The following is a 14,973-nucleotide window of genomic DNA, read 5'->3' on the forward strand; positions in this document are numbered from 1 at the left end:
GGAGCGGTAGTTCAGTTGGTTAGAATACCGGCCTGTCACGCCGGGGGTCGCGGGTTCGAGTCCCGTCCGCTCCGCCAACATAAAGACGAAAGCCTCATCGAAAGATGAGGCTTTTTTCGTTGCGTCGAATAAATATCATCATTCTATGATGATATTTAGTTTTAATATTAAGCATTTATTCCAGATGTCAGCAATGATGATATTTTTTACTTTTTAGATTAATTAAAAAACTATGAAGTATTTTAAAATCATTAATTTGAGTGTTTATTGTTCACTTTGTTGATGTTACTACTGTTGTAAATTGTTATATTTCCTCTCACTTATGCTAAATCGTAAATTCTTAGCTGGTTTCTCAAACTCGAAGCGTTAGGTTTTAACGATATCTAAAGCCGTTTCACCTAAGCCGTTATGACCTATTAAAGACTTTAGTTCTAAACTGGTGAAGGGCAATAGCTCTATATGCAGTTCATATCACTTGTAAGTGTTTATAAGCGACTATTCGTTGCGATTGGTAATTGTGCTGCTTGTACTCAGCAAGTCATTTGTAAGTCTCCTTAAGCTCAGTTACGTAACTGTTTAAGTAGAGTATGTGATCCGACATCATGTAAATACCGTATGTAAGTGAGCTTCGCATTGCCAAAATAGCAAAGTAGATTATAAATTGCTTAATTTGGCTGAAAAACCCACAGTCAGTACGTTTGTGATAAATAATGCTTTACCTTTCGCAGTGGTTTTAGCATAATGCATTCCGTCAACAGGGGTATAGTTCCAATTGGTAGAACAGCGGTCTCCAAAACCGATGGTTGCGAGTTCGAGTCTTGCTACCCCTGCCAAATTTAGAAGGCCTAGCAGAAATGCTAGGCCTTTGTCTTTTCTGGCTTTTAATCAATTTAATTATTTTTGAATATTAACAAAAGTGATATGTTGATTGCTATTTAACGTTCAAAGTCCAACATCAATAAGTTAGTTTAAACATTTATTCGATTAACGTGTCAGCCTTCAATTTCAATTACCTTTCTTAATTAATATTTGCTATGAGTTAAGTTGCTTGATGCAGAAATACAATATATCTTGCTGCTTATGGTAGTCTGTTGAAAATTGCTTATACAATCCAAGCCTATGATAAATAACTTTTATAACATTAATGCTGAATCATTTTATAATGATACCGTCAATGTAGATTTATCCCTTTTGTACGAAATCTTCATTCCTCTATTAAAGCCGAATGGGCATATTATTGATGCTGGCTGCGGAAGCGGACGAGATAGCTTGTATTTTTTAAAGCAAGGCTTCGAAGTGAGTGCATTTGATGCAAGTGAGAGTTTAGTGCTAAAAGCATCTGAACTAACGGGGATTGATGTTGAACTAAACACTTTTGATTGTTTTAAAGCTTCATCATTGGCTGATGGTATTTGGGCTTGCGCCTCTTTATTACATGTAGCTAGTAATTTACTGCCAGCTTCATTCGCTAATTTATCTAGAAGTTTAAGGGATGGTGGTTATCTTTATTGTTCTTTTAAGTATGGTGTTAGTGATGTAGAGAGAGGCGGGCGTTATTTCACGAATGCAGATGAAAAAAGGCTTAACGATTTCATAGATGGAAGTGATTTTAATGTTGTAAAAAGTTGGATCACTGATGATGCTCGGCCTGACCGACAGGATGAAAAGTGGCTTAATGCAATTCTTATTAAAGGCGATCGCAATGGGGCTTGATGGGATTGCAGTTGATCAGGTTTTAGCTAGTTTTGGGTATAAGTTAGAAAATGTGGTTGATGTTGGCCGCTTATATACTTTTATCGGCAATAATGATTCTAATTTGCGGAATCAGCCTTCAGCAATTTTGGTCGATAATTCATTATATTCCCTTCAACCTTCTGATTTTCATTATGTTGATTACACTAGCTATCAGAATCAGCTGATGCACCATTATCAAGGGTTACTCCGTTTTTGTGCACTTGAAATACAGCAGTTAATTGATGATATAAGCCACTTTTTATCCTCCGAAATTGAGAGCATAGAACTAAAAAAGTTTGGCTCGAATCGTGAGGAACAACATATCGATCCTACTCCCCCCGAATTTAAGTTTGCAGAAATATTTGAGAGTGTGTTTGGGCCAGCATCTATACATGCTTTGCAAGCGGAAGCTCCTTATATTGATAGGCAAGGACATAAGCGATTTATTGATTACATTTTGCATCGTAAAACATCACCTATAGCGATAGAGCTAAATGGTGAAACCTATCATCATCCCTTATCTCGGATAGTCTCTCAGAAGCAATATCGATCGCAACTATTTAAACAAAACTCATTAGTAAATGATGGTTACCTTGTATATCGCTGGTCAGATAGGGGCATGAGTGATTCTTTTAAATTTGAAGACCAAATGAAAGATTATTTTGGCCAATCTGAACATTTCTTAAAATCTCCATTATATAGAGCTGAACGTTCCGTTGATTTTAGTTTATATGCCCATCAACAGGATGCTGTAAACACCCTAATTGAAAAAAGAAAAGCAGGCCAGAATAGATTTTTAGTAGTACTGCCTACTGGTTCGGGTAAAACAGAAGTGTTTATTGAAGATGTTAGGCAGCAATTACAGCAATCCAATGCCAAACAAGTGTTAGCTGTTGTGCCGACAGTTGCGCTAAAAATGCAGCTAATTAGAAGGTTAGAGGCACAAATTCCAGAGATAAGAGTTGGTGAGTTACTTAACAATTCACAACTCGATATTACAGTGCAAACTAGTGCCTATGTATTACGGCATTATCGTAAACTCGCTAGAAACCATTTCGATTATATTCTTATTGATGAAGCGCACAGAGCTGCTGCAGATGGTTTACGCCAAGTTTTAAATTACTTTTCTCCTAAGAGTCTTTTGGGCTTAACTGCTACGGATGAGCGTCTTGATAAGCGCTCTCTGAGCGATATTTTTGGTCATTACGAAGTTGAGATGACCTTAGAACAAGCTATTTTGAAAAAGTTAGTGCCGCAAATTCGAGCTTTCAGATTAGAATCAAATATTGATTTTTCGAAGGTAAGATTTAACGGCAAAGAATTCGTTAAAACCGATTTACAGAAAACTGTGATCATCCCTTCGCGTGACCAACTGATTGCAGATGTTTTACTTAAATACTTTTTTAATCAACAAGCACAATCTATCAGCACACAGCAGGGCATAGTGTTTTGTGTCGATATTAAACACACCCAAAGAGTGGCCAAGCTATTAAATCAATCAGGTATAAAAGCGGCTTCGGTAAGTGGTAAGGAACGTACTGGCCTAGATTTATATCATAGGGGTGAGGTTCAAATGCTATGTGCTTGCGATTTAATAAACGAAGGCTGGGATTCGCCTCAAACCAGTATTCTTGTTATGGCTAGGCCAACAATGTCGAAAGTACTTTATACCCAGCAATTAGGACGAGGAACACGAAATTATCCAGGCAAAGAAGCGCTATATGTAATTGATGTGGTTGATAGTTATGGAGCAGCTATTACACCTTGGTCATTACATGGCTTATTTAATTTGAGTCACTATCAACCTTTTGGTGATCTGGTAAAAGATGTTCAAGGGACATCTCAGAATGAATTAATTATTTTAGATGGATTATGGGAGTCGGAGCGAAGAATCGAACCGATTAATATCTTTAATTTTGAAAAAGAGTTTAGAGACCTACTAAATGAAGAGCAGCTAGCTAGAGAGCTATTTATTTCAACAGGTACAGTAAAAGCTTGGATGAAAAAAGGTGATTTGGTTGCCGATAAAACGATTCCATTTGGTAGTAAAAATCTTAATTACTTTAGCTTCGAACAGCTAGAAAAAATAAGAATCACCAAAAATATTCCACTTAGAACACAGGATACTCGAAAGGCTGACTTTATCGAGTTTATTGAAAAACGTGATTATACTTTCTCATACAAAATTATTTTGCTTATTGTCATGGCGAACCACTGTAATAAACAAGGCGAATTGGATTTAGATGTAGTTGCTGGTTTATATGCAGGTTTCTATGAATCTTTATTGAGTAAATATGGTAAAGCAGAGAAAGGCGGTAACCCACTTAATATCAGTGAAAATTTATTGGATTCGGCGTATATCAAGCGTAATATTCTTATCAATCCATTTGAAAAATTCGAACGTAAGCGTTTCTTTTATCAGTGCCAAGAGTTGAATTTGATCGCATTTGATACAGTGTTATGGGACAAACTCAAACAATCAGATTTGAGCGCGATTACCACTCAAATGCGGGAGGATCTTAGCCATTATTACAATAAGCTTGATATGACAATCACCAAAGAAGATATCGCTACTTTAAACCTGCCAAATCTTGAGGCAGAACTCGACAATCAAAACCTAGTTTCATTACCGTTTTTTGAAGATCTTAAAATTGCTTGCGGTCACTTTAAAACCAGTACGGCTGATAAGGTAAGTTTTATACAAATCCCCACAGAATACGGAAGAAATAACCCAGATAAACACTTCATTGCAAAAGCATCAGGTAACTCAATGAATGGTGGGAAATCCCCCATACTTGATGGTGACCTATTGCTATTTGAATGGATCACGCCAGTTAGTGCTGGCTCAATCTCAAATCAAATCCTAGCAATTGAGTTACTAGATGATATAGGGGAACCGCAGTATTTACTTAGAAAAGTAATTAAGCAATCACAAGGTAAATACACATTGATCGCAAATAATAAAGACTATCATCCCCTTAATGCGTCCGAACAAATGAATACTTTCGCGCGTTTTAAAGGAGTTATTAAGAATTAAACTTGCCTGTTTTGTTATATTTAACAAGATAAAAGCAGAGTGGTTTTATATCTATGAGGCTTTAATTTGAGGGCATTTTAAGGCTACAATTTTCTTTATTTCTCCTCCTCCCTCACTAACGCTGAATTGCACCTATACTCATTTGATGGTTTATTTTGCTCGCAAATGATATGTGATCAGCTAACAGCTATCAGCAAACATGCCCATCTCAACACCGGCCTTTGTGTATGACTCCTGTGCATGTGTGGCATGCAAAGTTTGCAGTGTATTCATGGTGGTTTTTACACTATGATAATTTTATCTAAAATGTAAGGAGCGCCACCATGTTTAACGCACTTGTATTAACCCAAAATGATAAGCAGACCCAAGCTGAGGTTCGCCAATTATCTGTTGCTGATCTTCCTGAAGGTGAAGTGTTAGTTGATGTAAGTTATTCATCGCTAAATTACAAAGATGGTCTAGCGGTCACTGGGTTAGGCAAAATTATTCGTAATTTCCCAATGGTACCAGGGATTGATTTTGCGGGTGTGGTAAGTGAATCTGCAGATCCGCGTTATAAAGCTGGTGATGAGGTAATCCTAACGGGTTGGGGCGTTGGTGAAAACCATTGGGGCGGTATGGCCCAGAAGGCTCGTGTTAAAGCTGATTGGTTAGTACCTATACCTCAAAATGCTGATGCTGCTAAAGCTATGATGGTTGGCACTGCAGGGTTAACTGCGATGTTGTGTGTGCAAGCATTACAGCAGGCTGGTGTTACACCTGAACAAGGTGAAGTGCTAGTAACGGGTGCCAGTGGCGGTGTTGGCTCTGTTGCTGTGACGTTACTGTCAGCGCTTGGCTATCGCGTTGTGGCAAGTTCTGGCCGTGTTGAGTCTAATGGTGAGCTACTTAAACAGCTTGGCGCTAGTGATGTTATCGACCGCAGCGAGTTTGAACAAGCGGGTCGCCCTTTAGATAAACAGCGCTGGGCAGGGGTGGTTGATACCGTCGGTAATCAAGTGTTGGCTACCGCGTTAACCCAAATCAATTATGGTGGTAGTGCCGCTATTTGTGGTTTAGCGGGTGGCTTTGCCTTACCAACCACAGTGATGCCGTTTATTTTACGTGGAGTTAACTTGTTGGGTGTTGACTCTGTTGCTTGCCCGTTTGAAAAGCGCGTGAAGGCATGGGAGCAAGTTATTGCCTTGTTGCCAGAGAGTTTTTACCAGCAAGCCTGTCAAACTGTTGCTCTTGAACAAGTACCAGAATTTGCACAGCAGATTGTTAAAGGTAAGGTGACGGGGCGGGTATTAGTTAATTGCCAATAATTTATTAGCTTGAAGCTATTCATTAAAGATTAATTTTTTAGCTCAAGCATTTATTTAAAAGATCGTAAAGCGGCTTTAATAGCCGCTTTTTAGTGTCTTTTTTTAGTGCTCATTATTGCCTGTTACTGATAAGCAAAGGCTTAATTAAGTCGACTATTTTATCCCTTAGCCAGCGCTGACCTTTATCTAATTCACAGCGTGCATGCCAAAATAAATTGTAGTTTAGTGGCGCTATTGCAAACGGCAGTGGCTTTACAATTAAACCGTGTTTGGCTGCGGCGATTTCAGCCATACCCTCTGGCAAGGTAATAATTAATGGATGCAGGTCAAGCAGTGCCAGTGCACTGTCTAAGTTTGGCGCCCTTAATAACTCTTTACGTTGTGGGAATTGCGCGATAGATGAGTCGACAATGGCTTTAACACCATCACTAATGGCAATGGTAGCGTGGGGAAAGTGTAGGTAATCTTCTAGAGATAGGGCTTTATCTGCAACAGGGTGGTTATTAGAAACTAAACAGCTAACGCCCACTAAACCTAACCTTGTTTGTTGTAATTGCTCTGTTTGATCTATGGCGCGGCAAATTGCCATGTCAGCGCCTTGTAAACTTAGTTGCGATTGAAGGTATTGATGCTGCACCGGAATGACCTCAATGCCAATATTGGGTGCTAGTTGATAGAGCTTAGGTAACACCAGTGGCAGCAGACCTTGTGCGGCAAAGTCAGTGGTAGCTATGGTGAATTTTTGTTGGCATTCTTTGGCAATAAATTCACTGGGGGTAAGCAGTTGTAGTAATTGACCTGTAGGGCCTTGCAGCTGTTGATAGCAATCTAGAGCATATTGGGTTGGTACTAATTGTTGGCCGACCCGTGAAAAGAGAGGGTCGTTGAGCATTTCCCGCAAGCGACTTAAGATTCGACTGGTGGCAGATTGACTCAAGTGCAGCCGTTTTGCTGCTTTTGTAACACTGCACTCTTCGACTAAGATTTGTAAGGCGATAAGTAAACTAAGGTCTTGTCGGTAAATTTCTTCAAGTTTCATAAGATTATTAGCAATTATTAGTCGATTTAGGTTTGATGGTTAAGCTATCACGTTAATGATTTACTGGTTTTGAAAGACTTCTATAGATAAGCAAGAAATAGCTTAATTTACGCCTAATGACGGCTTAATACATTGTATTACTATGTTTTGATTCAGCGGGTATTTGTTGAATAGAGTCCCAATGTTCGACTATCTTGCCTTGGTCATCAAATCGAAAGAAATCCATGGTGACATACTGATCGTTACCAGGCCACACTTGATGGGTATGCAGCGCCACTAAATCATCTTCTGCTATGGCCCTGACAAACTCAATCGTTTTTCCTTTATATTCAGCCATCTCAATGAAGTAATCGATGAAAGCCTGTTTACCATCTGCCACAATCGGATTGTGCTGAATGTATTCTGCGCCAACATATTTTTCAACGGCCTTAACAGGGTCGCCTAAATAAGCGCTGCGGTAAAATGCGATAGCATTGTGTTTATTGGCTTGAAGATCTTGGGGCATTGTTCGCTCCTGAGTTTGAATGGTTTTAAGTCTCTTTCATGCAAGGTATTAAATCGCCACTGCCACTGCCACTGCCAAAGCCTAGTTTGCCGCGGTTGTTATCGCAAGATGACGTCATAGTATTAAAATAGGGTGGTTACTTGTTAACTTGCCACAATGAATCAATGAAATAGTCGCGCTCATCTGAAAAGTGTTTAATGACCTCAAAACCGGTATGTTGGCTAATAAAGTCAATATCACTTTTGAGAAACTTAAAGGAGTACTCTAAATGAATCGGTTCAAAGGCGTCGAAATGAAATTGTCTTTTTAGCGCCGAAATATAGACATTTTGTGGCTTTGAGGCGATGACGTAGCTTTCCATAGCGCCCAGAAGGGGGCTGTAAATGCCAAAGTGCTGAAAATTATCCACTACAAAGTTAGCCCCAAGCTCGTTGTTGATCCGCGTTAATAAATTCAGGTTAAAGTCTTTGGTGAGTCCACTGGAGTCGTTATAAGCTCGGGTCAGTATATCGACATCTTTTTTTAGGTCAAAACCCACCAGTGCATAGTCGCCAGCATTCATGCTCATCCACAAACGACGTAAAAAGCCTTGGTTTTGAACTCGATCAAAATTGCCAATATTGGAGCCTAAAAACAATACCAGTTGTTTGTTGGTCGATTTTTCTCTCACCAGCCTTAAGCCTTCAAAGTATTCCGCTACTATGCCGTGACATTCAACATTAGGGTGATCGCAAATGTTGTCTTCTAACATCAGCATGGCTTCTTCTGAAATGTCGATGGGGTAGTAATTGACTTTACAGTTGTGATCCACGAACCCATCAATGATTAATTGGCTTTTATGACCGTCGCCTGCTCCGAGTTCGATAATATCAATTTCCTGTTCACCTATAAGCTCCGCCAGTTCATGTTTGATGGTGTTTAAAATTTCAAACTCAGTGCGAGTGGGGTAGTAATCTTCATGTTGGGTAATTTGCTGAAAAATCTTACTGCCAGTATCGTCGTAGAAGTATTTAGCTTGTAAGGTTTTTGGGCTAGCGCTAAGGCCAGTTAATACATCAATCGCAAATTGCTCTTTATTTATTGCGTCAATATTGTCACTTTTATAATCAATTTTAGAAATCTTCACACGATATCCTTTGCTAATCTGATCCCTGAAAACATCCATTGCTGGTGTGGTTGATAAAAATTTCTATAACTATGTCGATAGTGATGTGGCGGTGTGGCAATACAGCCGCCTCTAAGCACAAACTGATTACACATAAACTTGCCATTGTATTCTTCTAACTTGCCTTCAAAGGGCTTATAGCCGGGGTAGGCTGAATAATGGCTTTGGCTCCAACACCAGACTTGACCTGAAGTATCACCTGCATTGATGGGGTGTAACTGAGGTTGATGATAACTTGCTGGTGGCAGGCCTTGGGCTGAGATTAAGGCTTGATTGTCGCTACTGCGTAAATAATGCTCTAGCTCTTGCTCTGTGGGTAAGCGGCATTGGCGCCAATTGGCAAAGGCGTTGGCCTCAAAATAACTGACATGAACCACAGGGGCACTTAAGTCTAAAGGTGTTAGGCCATGAAGGGTGTATTCAAACCATTTTCCATCGAGATTTCGCCAATACAAAGGCGATGTAATACCGTTCTCGTTAAGCCAATCCCAGCCCATGCTTAACCAGTATTTTGGCGTTTGATAGCCTGCTGACTCAATAAACGCTAAATACTCACCATTAGTGATAAGAGTGTCAGAGATTGAGAAATCTGTCAGGTAAGTTTTATGAGGCGGTGATTCATTATCAAATGCGTAGCCTTCGCCACAATGACCAATTTCCACCAGTTGCTGAGTATAAGTGTGCCATGAGCCAGTGACCGCTTGTGCGCTCATTAACGGTGTTTTGCTGTAGCGAGGACTGCTGGGATTGCAATGCAGAATATACTTAATGTCCATATACAGAAGCTCTTGATGCTGCTGCTCATGATGAATACCAATTTCAATAATGGTAGCAATTTCTTCTGATATCCCAGCATTGAGTAAGCTTAGAATTAGCTCATCAATTTGCTGACGGTATTGGGCTATTTGCGCTACCGTAGGCCTAGACAAGTTACCGCGATCTTTTTGGGTCCAATGCAGGCCTGCTGATTTATAGTAAGAGTTAAAAATTAAGCTAAAATGCTCATCAAAGCGCTGATAACCTGCAACAAACTGGCGTAATATTAGCTCTTCAAAAAACCAAGTAGTATGTCCCAAATGCCATTTAGGTGGACTGACGTCGGCGCAGGGCTGAATACACAGATCTTCTATTTCTAACGGGGCGCATATTTCGGTTGTGGCGGCTCTGGTGGCAATATAGCGTTTAATTAACTGGTTACACTCTAAGCTCCCCTTGATATCCATCTATAAATCCCTTTCTGCAACGATATACTTAGAAGCACTATGACAATAATTTCTTTCAAGCTGATGACAGGCAACAGCAATAGGCATCTATAATTCATCTTTTGGCTTTTATGTGTCTTTTAAGACTTATCAACTGAGCTGGTTGTTTTTAATTTTTTCTAATTGGTTAAAATAACTACTAATGTTAAGCCTAGTCAAAATAAACCAAGATGAAAGTTTTTTATCATAAAATCATCTAGGTAGCATTTTACTAAGTGGTTAAGTTAAATCTGAAAATATTGGCTATAGGCTGTTGACGCGTGCACATTAAAAACTAAGGCTGAAGTTTTGCTACTAACACGACAAAGGTTTACTCCCTAATTAAAATAGCCTTAGCAATGGCTACTTTGCGATCTTATTCAGTGTAAAATAAGTCATCATATTTTTTTAAGGTTGTTGCATGCAGTTAATGAAGGTTGATAAGGCGCTATATCGTCAACGTTTGAATGTGGTTCTAGTGTCATTAGTGGCGAGTTTAACCCTATTATCCCTCGGTTTTGGTACCGTGCTAATTGAATTTTTTGGTAATAAAACGGTGGCCAGTGGTGAATCTACTGGGCACTTTCACCTAAACTTGTTAGGCGTTATCCTCGCGGTACTCACCTGCAGCTTAGTAATGAACTTTTATAAGAAGCATGAATACCTAAAAGAGATTTACTGGGTATGGAAGTTAAAACAACTGCATAATCGAATTTATCGCAAACTGGCTAAAATCAAACTGGCCGCTAGGGACAATGATCCAGATGCGTTAACGGTTTTATTGTTTTATTTGACGACTCAAAAGCAAGTGTTTGAGTTAGACAATAACACCCTGACACTGGCCACACTTCAAGCTGATATCAGTGCTATCGAATCAAAACTTGCCGATTTAAACCTTGAAATAACGACAGCGGACTTCTCTGAAAATTTACTCGAAAAGTTCTAAATCATTTAAACAAAAAGCCCCTAATTACGCTATAAATGAGTAATTTGGGGGCTTTTTGATCAGTGTTTAGAGCAATAGTCTCAACAGCTGTTTATGCTTAAACCAGTGACAGCTCAACGCGAATGTTACCGCGAGTTGCATTGGAATAAGGGCAAACTTGATGAGCTTTTTCGATTAAGGCTTGCGCTGCTACTTTATCCATTGCTGGTAAATCAATGCGAAGTGCCACCTCAATGGCAAACCCAGCGCCTTGGGTATTTGCGCCAATGCCCACGGTTGCTTCTACTGACAAATCAGCACTGAGTATTTTCTTATCTTGGGCCGCAACAAATTTCATCGCGCCAATAAAACAGGCTGAATAACCAGCAGCAAAAAGTTGTTCAGGGTTGGTTCCTTCTCCGCCTGCGCCACCTAATTCTTTTGGCGTGCTTAACTCAACAGAAAGTTTATTGTCTGAAGATACTGAGCGTCCATCACGACCGCCGGTAGTTTTTGCTGATGCTGAATAAATGATGTCCATTATTACTCCAAATTACATAATTAAAATCATTATCTTGATATGCACACTTGAATTTAGGTTGTGCGCAACTTAACTGGAAGTAACAATAAACTTAAATTAAATTGCGCGCAACCTAATTGTGGTTTGTTTATTTTTCCCAAGATTATTTTGAAAATGATATGGCGCTAAATAGCTGGCGCTAGATTTACTCACAGTGGGTGGATGACTTGAGTATGCTTGAGATAATTGATTCGAAAGTCGTTGAATCACGAGCTGGTTTCAAGTAGGTGGCTAACTCTTTCTAGGTATAGGGTAAATGTTGAAAGCCTATAATTTTATTGGTTTTTATTAAAACTGAACATTTCTACATGTTTGAATAAATGTAGCTTGCGTGTTAATGTTTTTAGGCTATCTTAAAGTATAAACATCAGGGAGGATTGACAATGACTTCAACATTAACCAAAGAAGAGTTAGCCTGTTTCAGTGAACTTTTTGCCAAGCAGTCTCCTATTGTTAGTAAAAGTGATACTGATTCCGTTGCTGTGACCACTGAAATGCCCGAGGCTTTAGCCAGCCTGTTAGGGAAAACTCAGATGACGTTACTAGCTGAAATTGGTCACTACCGTTTATGGTTTCCTTTCTCTTTAAAAATGGATGAACTGGGCCAATTTGTGTCTCAACTGGGGATCCCTGAAGTCGTGGATACCCGAGGTGCAGATAGAAGCTGGCGCATGAAAGAGCTAGATAATGTCAGAATTATTGATTTTGATACAAATTTAGCCATTGATGTGTTGTCGCTTTCAAGCACTGGCGTCACTTTAGATGCACCGCAGATTATCGAGTCAAGCAAACCTAGGCGTGGCACCTTGGTGCTTACCCATGAAATTAGTTTTGATATTGAATATAAAAAAGTTCGCTCAGACAATGGCGTTATTGCAGCAACAATTATTGTCGGAGAAGACTCAAGAGAAACCCTCAGACAATTTTTATTTTCGATGCATAAAGCTCAGCATTCTTCTCTTTATGAGCATGGTGAGACGCAAGCGGATGTTCAAGCCACAGTCGCCTCAACTAAAGACTTTAAATAGTCTCGCATCTATATAGCTGCTATTAACTTTCTACCTTAAAGTCTCTGCTAAGTAGTGCGGTTAAATCCTTTACAAAAGCACTATCAACCTTAGGATGAACCAATTGGCTGAGTTCATCTCCAATGGGGGTAAAACGGTAATAACTGAATAGTAAGTTATTGCTATTAGGCTCAATAGCTATTTTGTTGTCTATCATATTTAATTGAATTTTAACGCCTTTGTCTAAGGTGCCAGTTTCAAATTCACTGCTGTGAAGTATTCCCGCATCAATTAAGGTCAATATACTCGAATAGGGCAAACCATATTTCGATAGCCCGAAATTCATCAGAGTCGATTTTCTAAAATATTGTTTGATACCGCCATGTATACGGTAGCCACTGAGCAGTTTATAACGGCTTTCGTGATTAAGTTTTACTGACATTCCCAAGGCTTTTTCAAGAATATGGGCTTCTCTTTGGGTCAGTTGTTTAAGGGTTGCCAATGTTCTTAGGCTAAAATTACCCGGTTTAACTATTTCACTGGCTAAAATGCGTGCCCATAAATCTTGCATTCTGCGGCTATTAATTTGCTCAGCCATTTGAAAAAACTGGTAACTCCAATCAGGGTCTAAATCTTCTCCTGTCACATCTGTAGGCGTATAAGTGAGAGCCAATTTAAAGATGGTTTCCAGATTAAGCTGATGCTGAGAGTGTAGTTTTCGTAGTCGAAACTCAGCTCGCTCAGCAATGGATGCACTGGAAGGGCGATAATCTTCTTCACTGGCTAATCCCAGTACTTTACCCAGCAAAAGCGCTTTTTTACTTGCTGAAACCTTAGCGCCGTTGTCGTTTGCCTGTGCTGAGTTTAGCGGCTTAGTCGAAGCTTTAGTTGAGGCCTTAGTTGAGGCCTTAGTGGAGACTTGGGCTTCAGCGATTTGCGGTTGAATGTTTGCCATTTTTTTATTCTTATTGTTTATTCTTATTGTTTATTCTTATTGTTTTATGGTGTTTTGAGTTTTGATGTTTTTGTTACAAAACGCCAATTAGTTTCATTGCCAGCAGCAGGAGATGTCGGGATGTTTAATGCCAATATTAACGAGCATATAGCAAAGCCGACTCCAATCATAAATACCCATTGAGGCGAGCTTAACCATAATATGCCTAACAGTGCCGGAATAATCACTGCGGCAATATGATTAATGGTAAAGCTTACCGACATACTAGCGGCAATATCTTTAGGATCGGCAATTTTTTGAAAGTAGGTTTTCATGGCGATAGCCATAGCAAATAATAGATGGTCAAAAACATACAGCGCAGCAGCTATGGTGGCATGTTCAACTACGGCGTAGCTAGCAAAAACAATAATTAAGCCAAGGTACTCAATTACTAAGGCGTTACGTTCACCTATGCGGCTAATAAAGCGGCCGATAGCTGGGGCAAATAGCAAATTAACCACGTAATTGATTAAAAACAGTGAGGTGATTTGGGTGACTGAATAGCCAAACTTTTCCACCATCATAAAACCGGCAAAGACCATAAAGATTTGTCTTCTGGCGCCTGATAAAAACGTCAGTGCGTAGTAAAGCCAGTAACGCTGTCTAAAGATAAGCTTTTTGTGCTGCGGCTCAGCAATAGGGAAATGTGGGTAATACAGACTCATCATGATAACCGCAATTAAGCCTAAGCCGCCAATGATGGCATACATCCACACATAATCGAGTTTAAGCCAAGTCATTACCAGCCAAATACTGCCATAACCCATTAACGCAGCCGCAGATCGCCATGCTAATGCCTTACCTAAAAACTCTGCGGTGTGTTGTTTATCGACCCATTGTAGTGTCAGTGACTGATTGACGGTTTCAAAATAATGAAAGCCAATCGACATTAAAACTGTGGTGATATAAAGCCCTAATACACTGGGGAAAAAGCCAGTTATAGCAATGCCAATGGCTAATACCGCCAGTGACAACAGTGCGAAGGTTTGCTCTCTAATTAGCAGTAATACAAATATAGCGGTAAAGGCTAAAAAGCCGGGTACTTCACGCAAACTTTGCAGCATGCCAATTTCAGCCCCAGTAAATGCCGCTTTCTCGATAACAAAATTATTGAGTAAGGCTTGCCATACGGCAAACACCATCGACATGATGAAGGTCATCCACAATAATAATTGCTGCGGATTTTTGTCTGAAACTGCGGGCATTAAGGTCACTTTTCCTTGTCTCTCAATCTTAGCCACATAGTTACATAATTTGCCGTTTAGCGCTAAGTGTAAAATGCTCTCTATTAGGAAGCTATCGCTTGGGCTTTAGCGATATGCGTGCTTTAGGTGGTCAGTTTGAATAGGCGTCGTAGTGCTAATTGCAGCTAACTTCGATTTGTATTTTTTACAAATTAAAAAACATAAGTGAGTGAAGCTTAGACTTTATCCCGCATT

The 14,973-nt window shown here is 39.7% G+C and carries 12 protein-coding genes and 2 tRNA genes; 7 read left to right on the forward strand and 7 right to left on the reverse strand.

The window, feature by feature from the left end; translation table 11 throughout:
- From Q4591_RS15775 to Q4591_RS15795, 5 genes are all read left to right on the forward strand, one after another.
- Nucleotides 1–77: transfer RNA gene (locus Q4591_RS15775), tRNA-Asp, on the forward strand.
- A gap of 679 nt (nt 78–756) precedes the next feature.
- Nucleotides 757–833 (forward strand) — tRNA-Trp (locus Q4591_RS15780).
- Between the two features lie 286 nt (nt 834–1,119).
- The gene (locus tag Q4591_RS15785; RefSeq protein WP_102520175.1) at nt 1,120–1,713 is read left to right on the forward strand and encodes a bifunctional 2-polyprenyl-6-hydroxyphenol methylase/3-demethylubiquinol 3-O-methyltransferase UbiG; all 594 of its coding nucleotides are present in this window, start codon (nt 1,120–1,122) and stop codon (nt 1,711–1,713) included.
- Nucleotides 1,637–4,771, forward strand: a complete 3,135-nt coding sequence (locus Q4591_RS15790) for a DEAD/DEAH box helicase family protein (protein WP_303461854.1) — start codon at nt 1,637–1,639, stop codon at nt 4,769–4,771. The genes Q4591_RS15785 and Q4591_RS15790 overlap by 77 nt, the downstream gene beginning before the upstream one ends.
- A 323-nt stretch (nt 4,772–5,094) precedes the next feature.
- The gene (locus tag Q4591_RS15795) at nt 5,095–6,078 is read left to right on the forward strand and encodes an MDR family oxidoreductase (RefSeq protein ID WP_303461856.1); all 984 of its coding nucleotides are present in this window, start codon (nt 5,095–5,097) and stop codon (nt 6,076–6,078) included.
- Nucleotides 6,079–6,190: 112 nt separating this feature from the next.
- On the opposite strand, the gene Q4591_RS15800 is transcribed toward Q4591_RS15795, so the two are convergent.
- From Q4591_RS15800 to egtB, 4 genes are all read right to left on the reverse strand, one after another.
- Nucleotides 6,191–7,117: a LysR family transcriptional regulator gene (locus Q4591_RS15800; protein WP_303461858.1), complete on the reverse strand. Its 927-nt coding sequence runs from the start codon at nt 7,115–7,117 to the stop codon at nt 6,191–6,193.
- Between the two features lie 124 nt (nt 7,118–7,241).
- Nucleotides 7,242–7,622, reverse strand: a complete 381-nt coding sequence (locus tag Q4591_RS15805) for a nuclear transport factor 2 family protein (RefSeq protein ID WP_303411681.1) — start codon at nt 7,620–7,622, stop codon at nt 7,242–7,244.
- Between the two features lie 136 nt (nt 7,623–7,758).
- Nucleotides 7,759–8,748, reverse strand: coding sequence for an L-histidine N(alpha)-methyltransferase (locus Q4591_RS15810; protein WP_241901044.1), 990 nt, complete (start codon nt 8,746–8,748; stop codon nt 7,759–7,761).
- Nucleotides 8,745–10,010: an ergothioneine biosynthesis protein EgtB gene (gene egtB / locus Q4591_RS15815; protein ID WP_303411677.1), complete on the reverse strand. Its 1,266-nt coding sequence runs from the start codon at nt 10,008–10,010 to the stop codon at nt 8,745–8,747. Before egtB ends, Q4591_RS15810 begins: the two co-directional genes overlap by 4 nt.
- Before the next feature lie 439 nt (nt 10,011–10,449).
- Between egtB and Q4591_RS15820 the strand changes: the two genes are divergently transcribed.
- A complete protein-coding gene (locus Q4591_RS15820; protein WP_102436152.1) occupies nt 10,450–10,974 on the forward strand; it encodes a DUF3087 domain-containing protein in 525 nt (174 codons plus the stop codon).
- 97 nt (nt 10,975–11,071) lie between these two features.
- Here Q4591_RS15820 and Q4591_RS15825 read toward each other — a convergent pair whose 3' ends face one another.
- The gene (locus Q4591_RS15825; RefSeq protein WP_102436154.1) at nt 11,072–11,494 is read right to left on the reverse strand and encodes an organic hydroperoxide resistance protein; all 423 of its coding nucleotides are present in this window, start codon (nt 11,492–11,494) and stop codon (nt 11,072–11,074) included.
- Nucleotides 11,495–11,916: 422 nt separating this feature from the next.
- On the opposite strand from Q4591_RS15825, the gene Q4591_RS15830 reads away from it, so the two are divergent.
- Nucleotides 11,917–12,561, forward strand: a complete 645-nt coding sequence (locus Q4591_RS15830; protein WP_102436156.1) for a hypothetical protein — start codon at nt 11,917–11,919, stop codon at nt 12,559–12,561.
- 22 nt (nt 12,562–12,583) lie between these two features.
- Here Q4591_RS15830 and Q4591_RS15835 read toward each other — a convergent pair whose 3' ends face one another.
- Nucleotides 12,584–13,495 carry a TIGR03899 family protein gene (locus Q4591_RS15835; RefSeq protein ID WP_303411673.1) on the reverse strand — a complete coding sequence of 304 codons (912 nt, stop codon included), beginning with the start codon at nt 13,493–13,495 and terminating at the stop codon, nt 12,584–12,586.
- Between the two features lie 44 nt (nt 13,496–13,539).
- Nucleotides 13,540–14,739 carry an MFS transporter gene (locus Q4591_RS15840; RefSeq protein WP_303461861.1) on the reverse strand — a complete coding sequence of 400 codons (1,200 nt, stop codon included), beginning with the start codon at nt 14,737–14,739 and terminating at the stop codon, nt 13,540–13,542.
- Nucleotides 14,740–14,973: the final 234 nt, after the last annotated feature.

The sequence above is a fragment of the Shewanella sp. 3_MG-2023 genome, from assembly GCF_030548765.1.
GTDB lineage: Bacteria > Pseudomonadota > Gammaproteobacteria > Enterobacterales > Shewanellaceae > Shewanella.

Coding starts and splice junctions, on each gene's coding strand:
- Q4591_RS15785 (WP_102520175.1), top strand. CDS start 1,120: ATGATAAATAACTTTTATAACATTAATGCTGAATCATTTTATAATGAT.
- Q4591_RS15790 (WP_303461854.1), top strand. CDS start 1,637: ATGATGCTCGGCCTGACCGACAGGATGAAAAGTGGCTTAATGCAATTC.
- Q4591_RS15795 (WP_303461856.1), top strand. CDS start 5,095: ATGTTTAACGCACTTGTATTAACCCAAAATGATAAGCAGACCCAAGCT.
- Q4591_RS15800 (WP_303461858.1), bottom strand. CDS start 7,117: ATGAAACTTGAAGAAATTTACCGACAAGACCTTAGTTTACTTATCGCC.
- Q4591_RS15805 (WP_303411681.1), bottom strand. CDS start 7,622: ATGCCCCAAGATCTTCAAGCCAATAAACACAATGCTATCGCATTTTAC.
- egtB (WP_303411677.1), bottom strand. CDS start 10,010: ATGGATATCAAGGGGAGCTTAGAGTGTAACCAGTTAATTAAACGCTAT.
- Q4591_RS15820 (WP_102436152.1), top strand. CDS start 10,450: ATGCAGTTAATGAAGGTTGATAAGGCGCTATATCGTCAACGTTTGAAT.
- Q4591_RS15825 (WP_102436154.1), bottom strand. CDS start 11,494: ATGGACATCATTTATTCAGCATCAGCAAAAACTACCGGCGGTCGTGAT.
- Q4591_RS15830 (WP_102436156.1), top strand. CDS start 11,917: ATGACTTCAACATTAACCAAAGAAGAGTTAGCCTGTTTCAGTGAACTT.
- Q4591_RS15835 (WP_303411673.1), bottom strand. CDS start 13,495: ATGGCAAACATTCAACCGCAAATCGCTGAAGCCCAAGTCTCCACTAAG.
- Q4591_RS15840 (WP_303461861.1), bottom strand. CDS start 14,739: ATGCCCGCAGTTTCAGACAAAAATCCGCAGCAATTATTATTGTGGATG.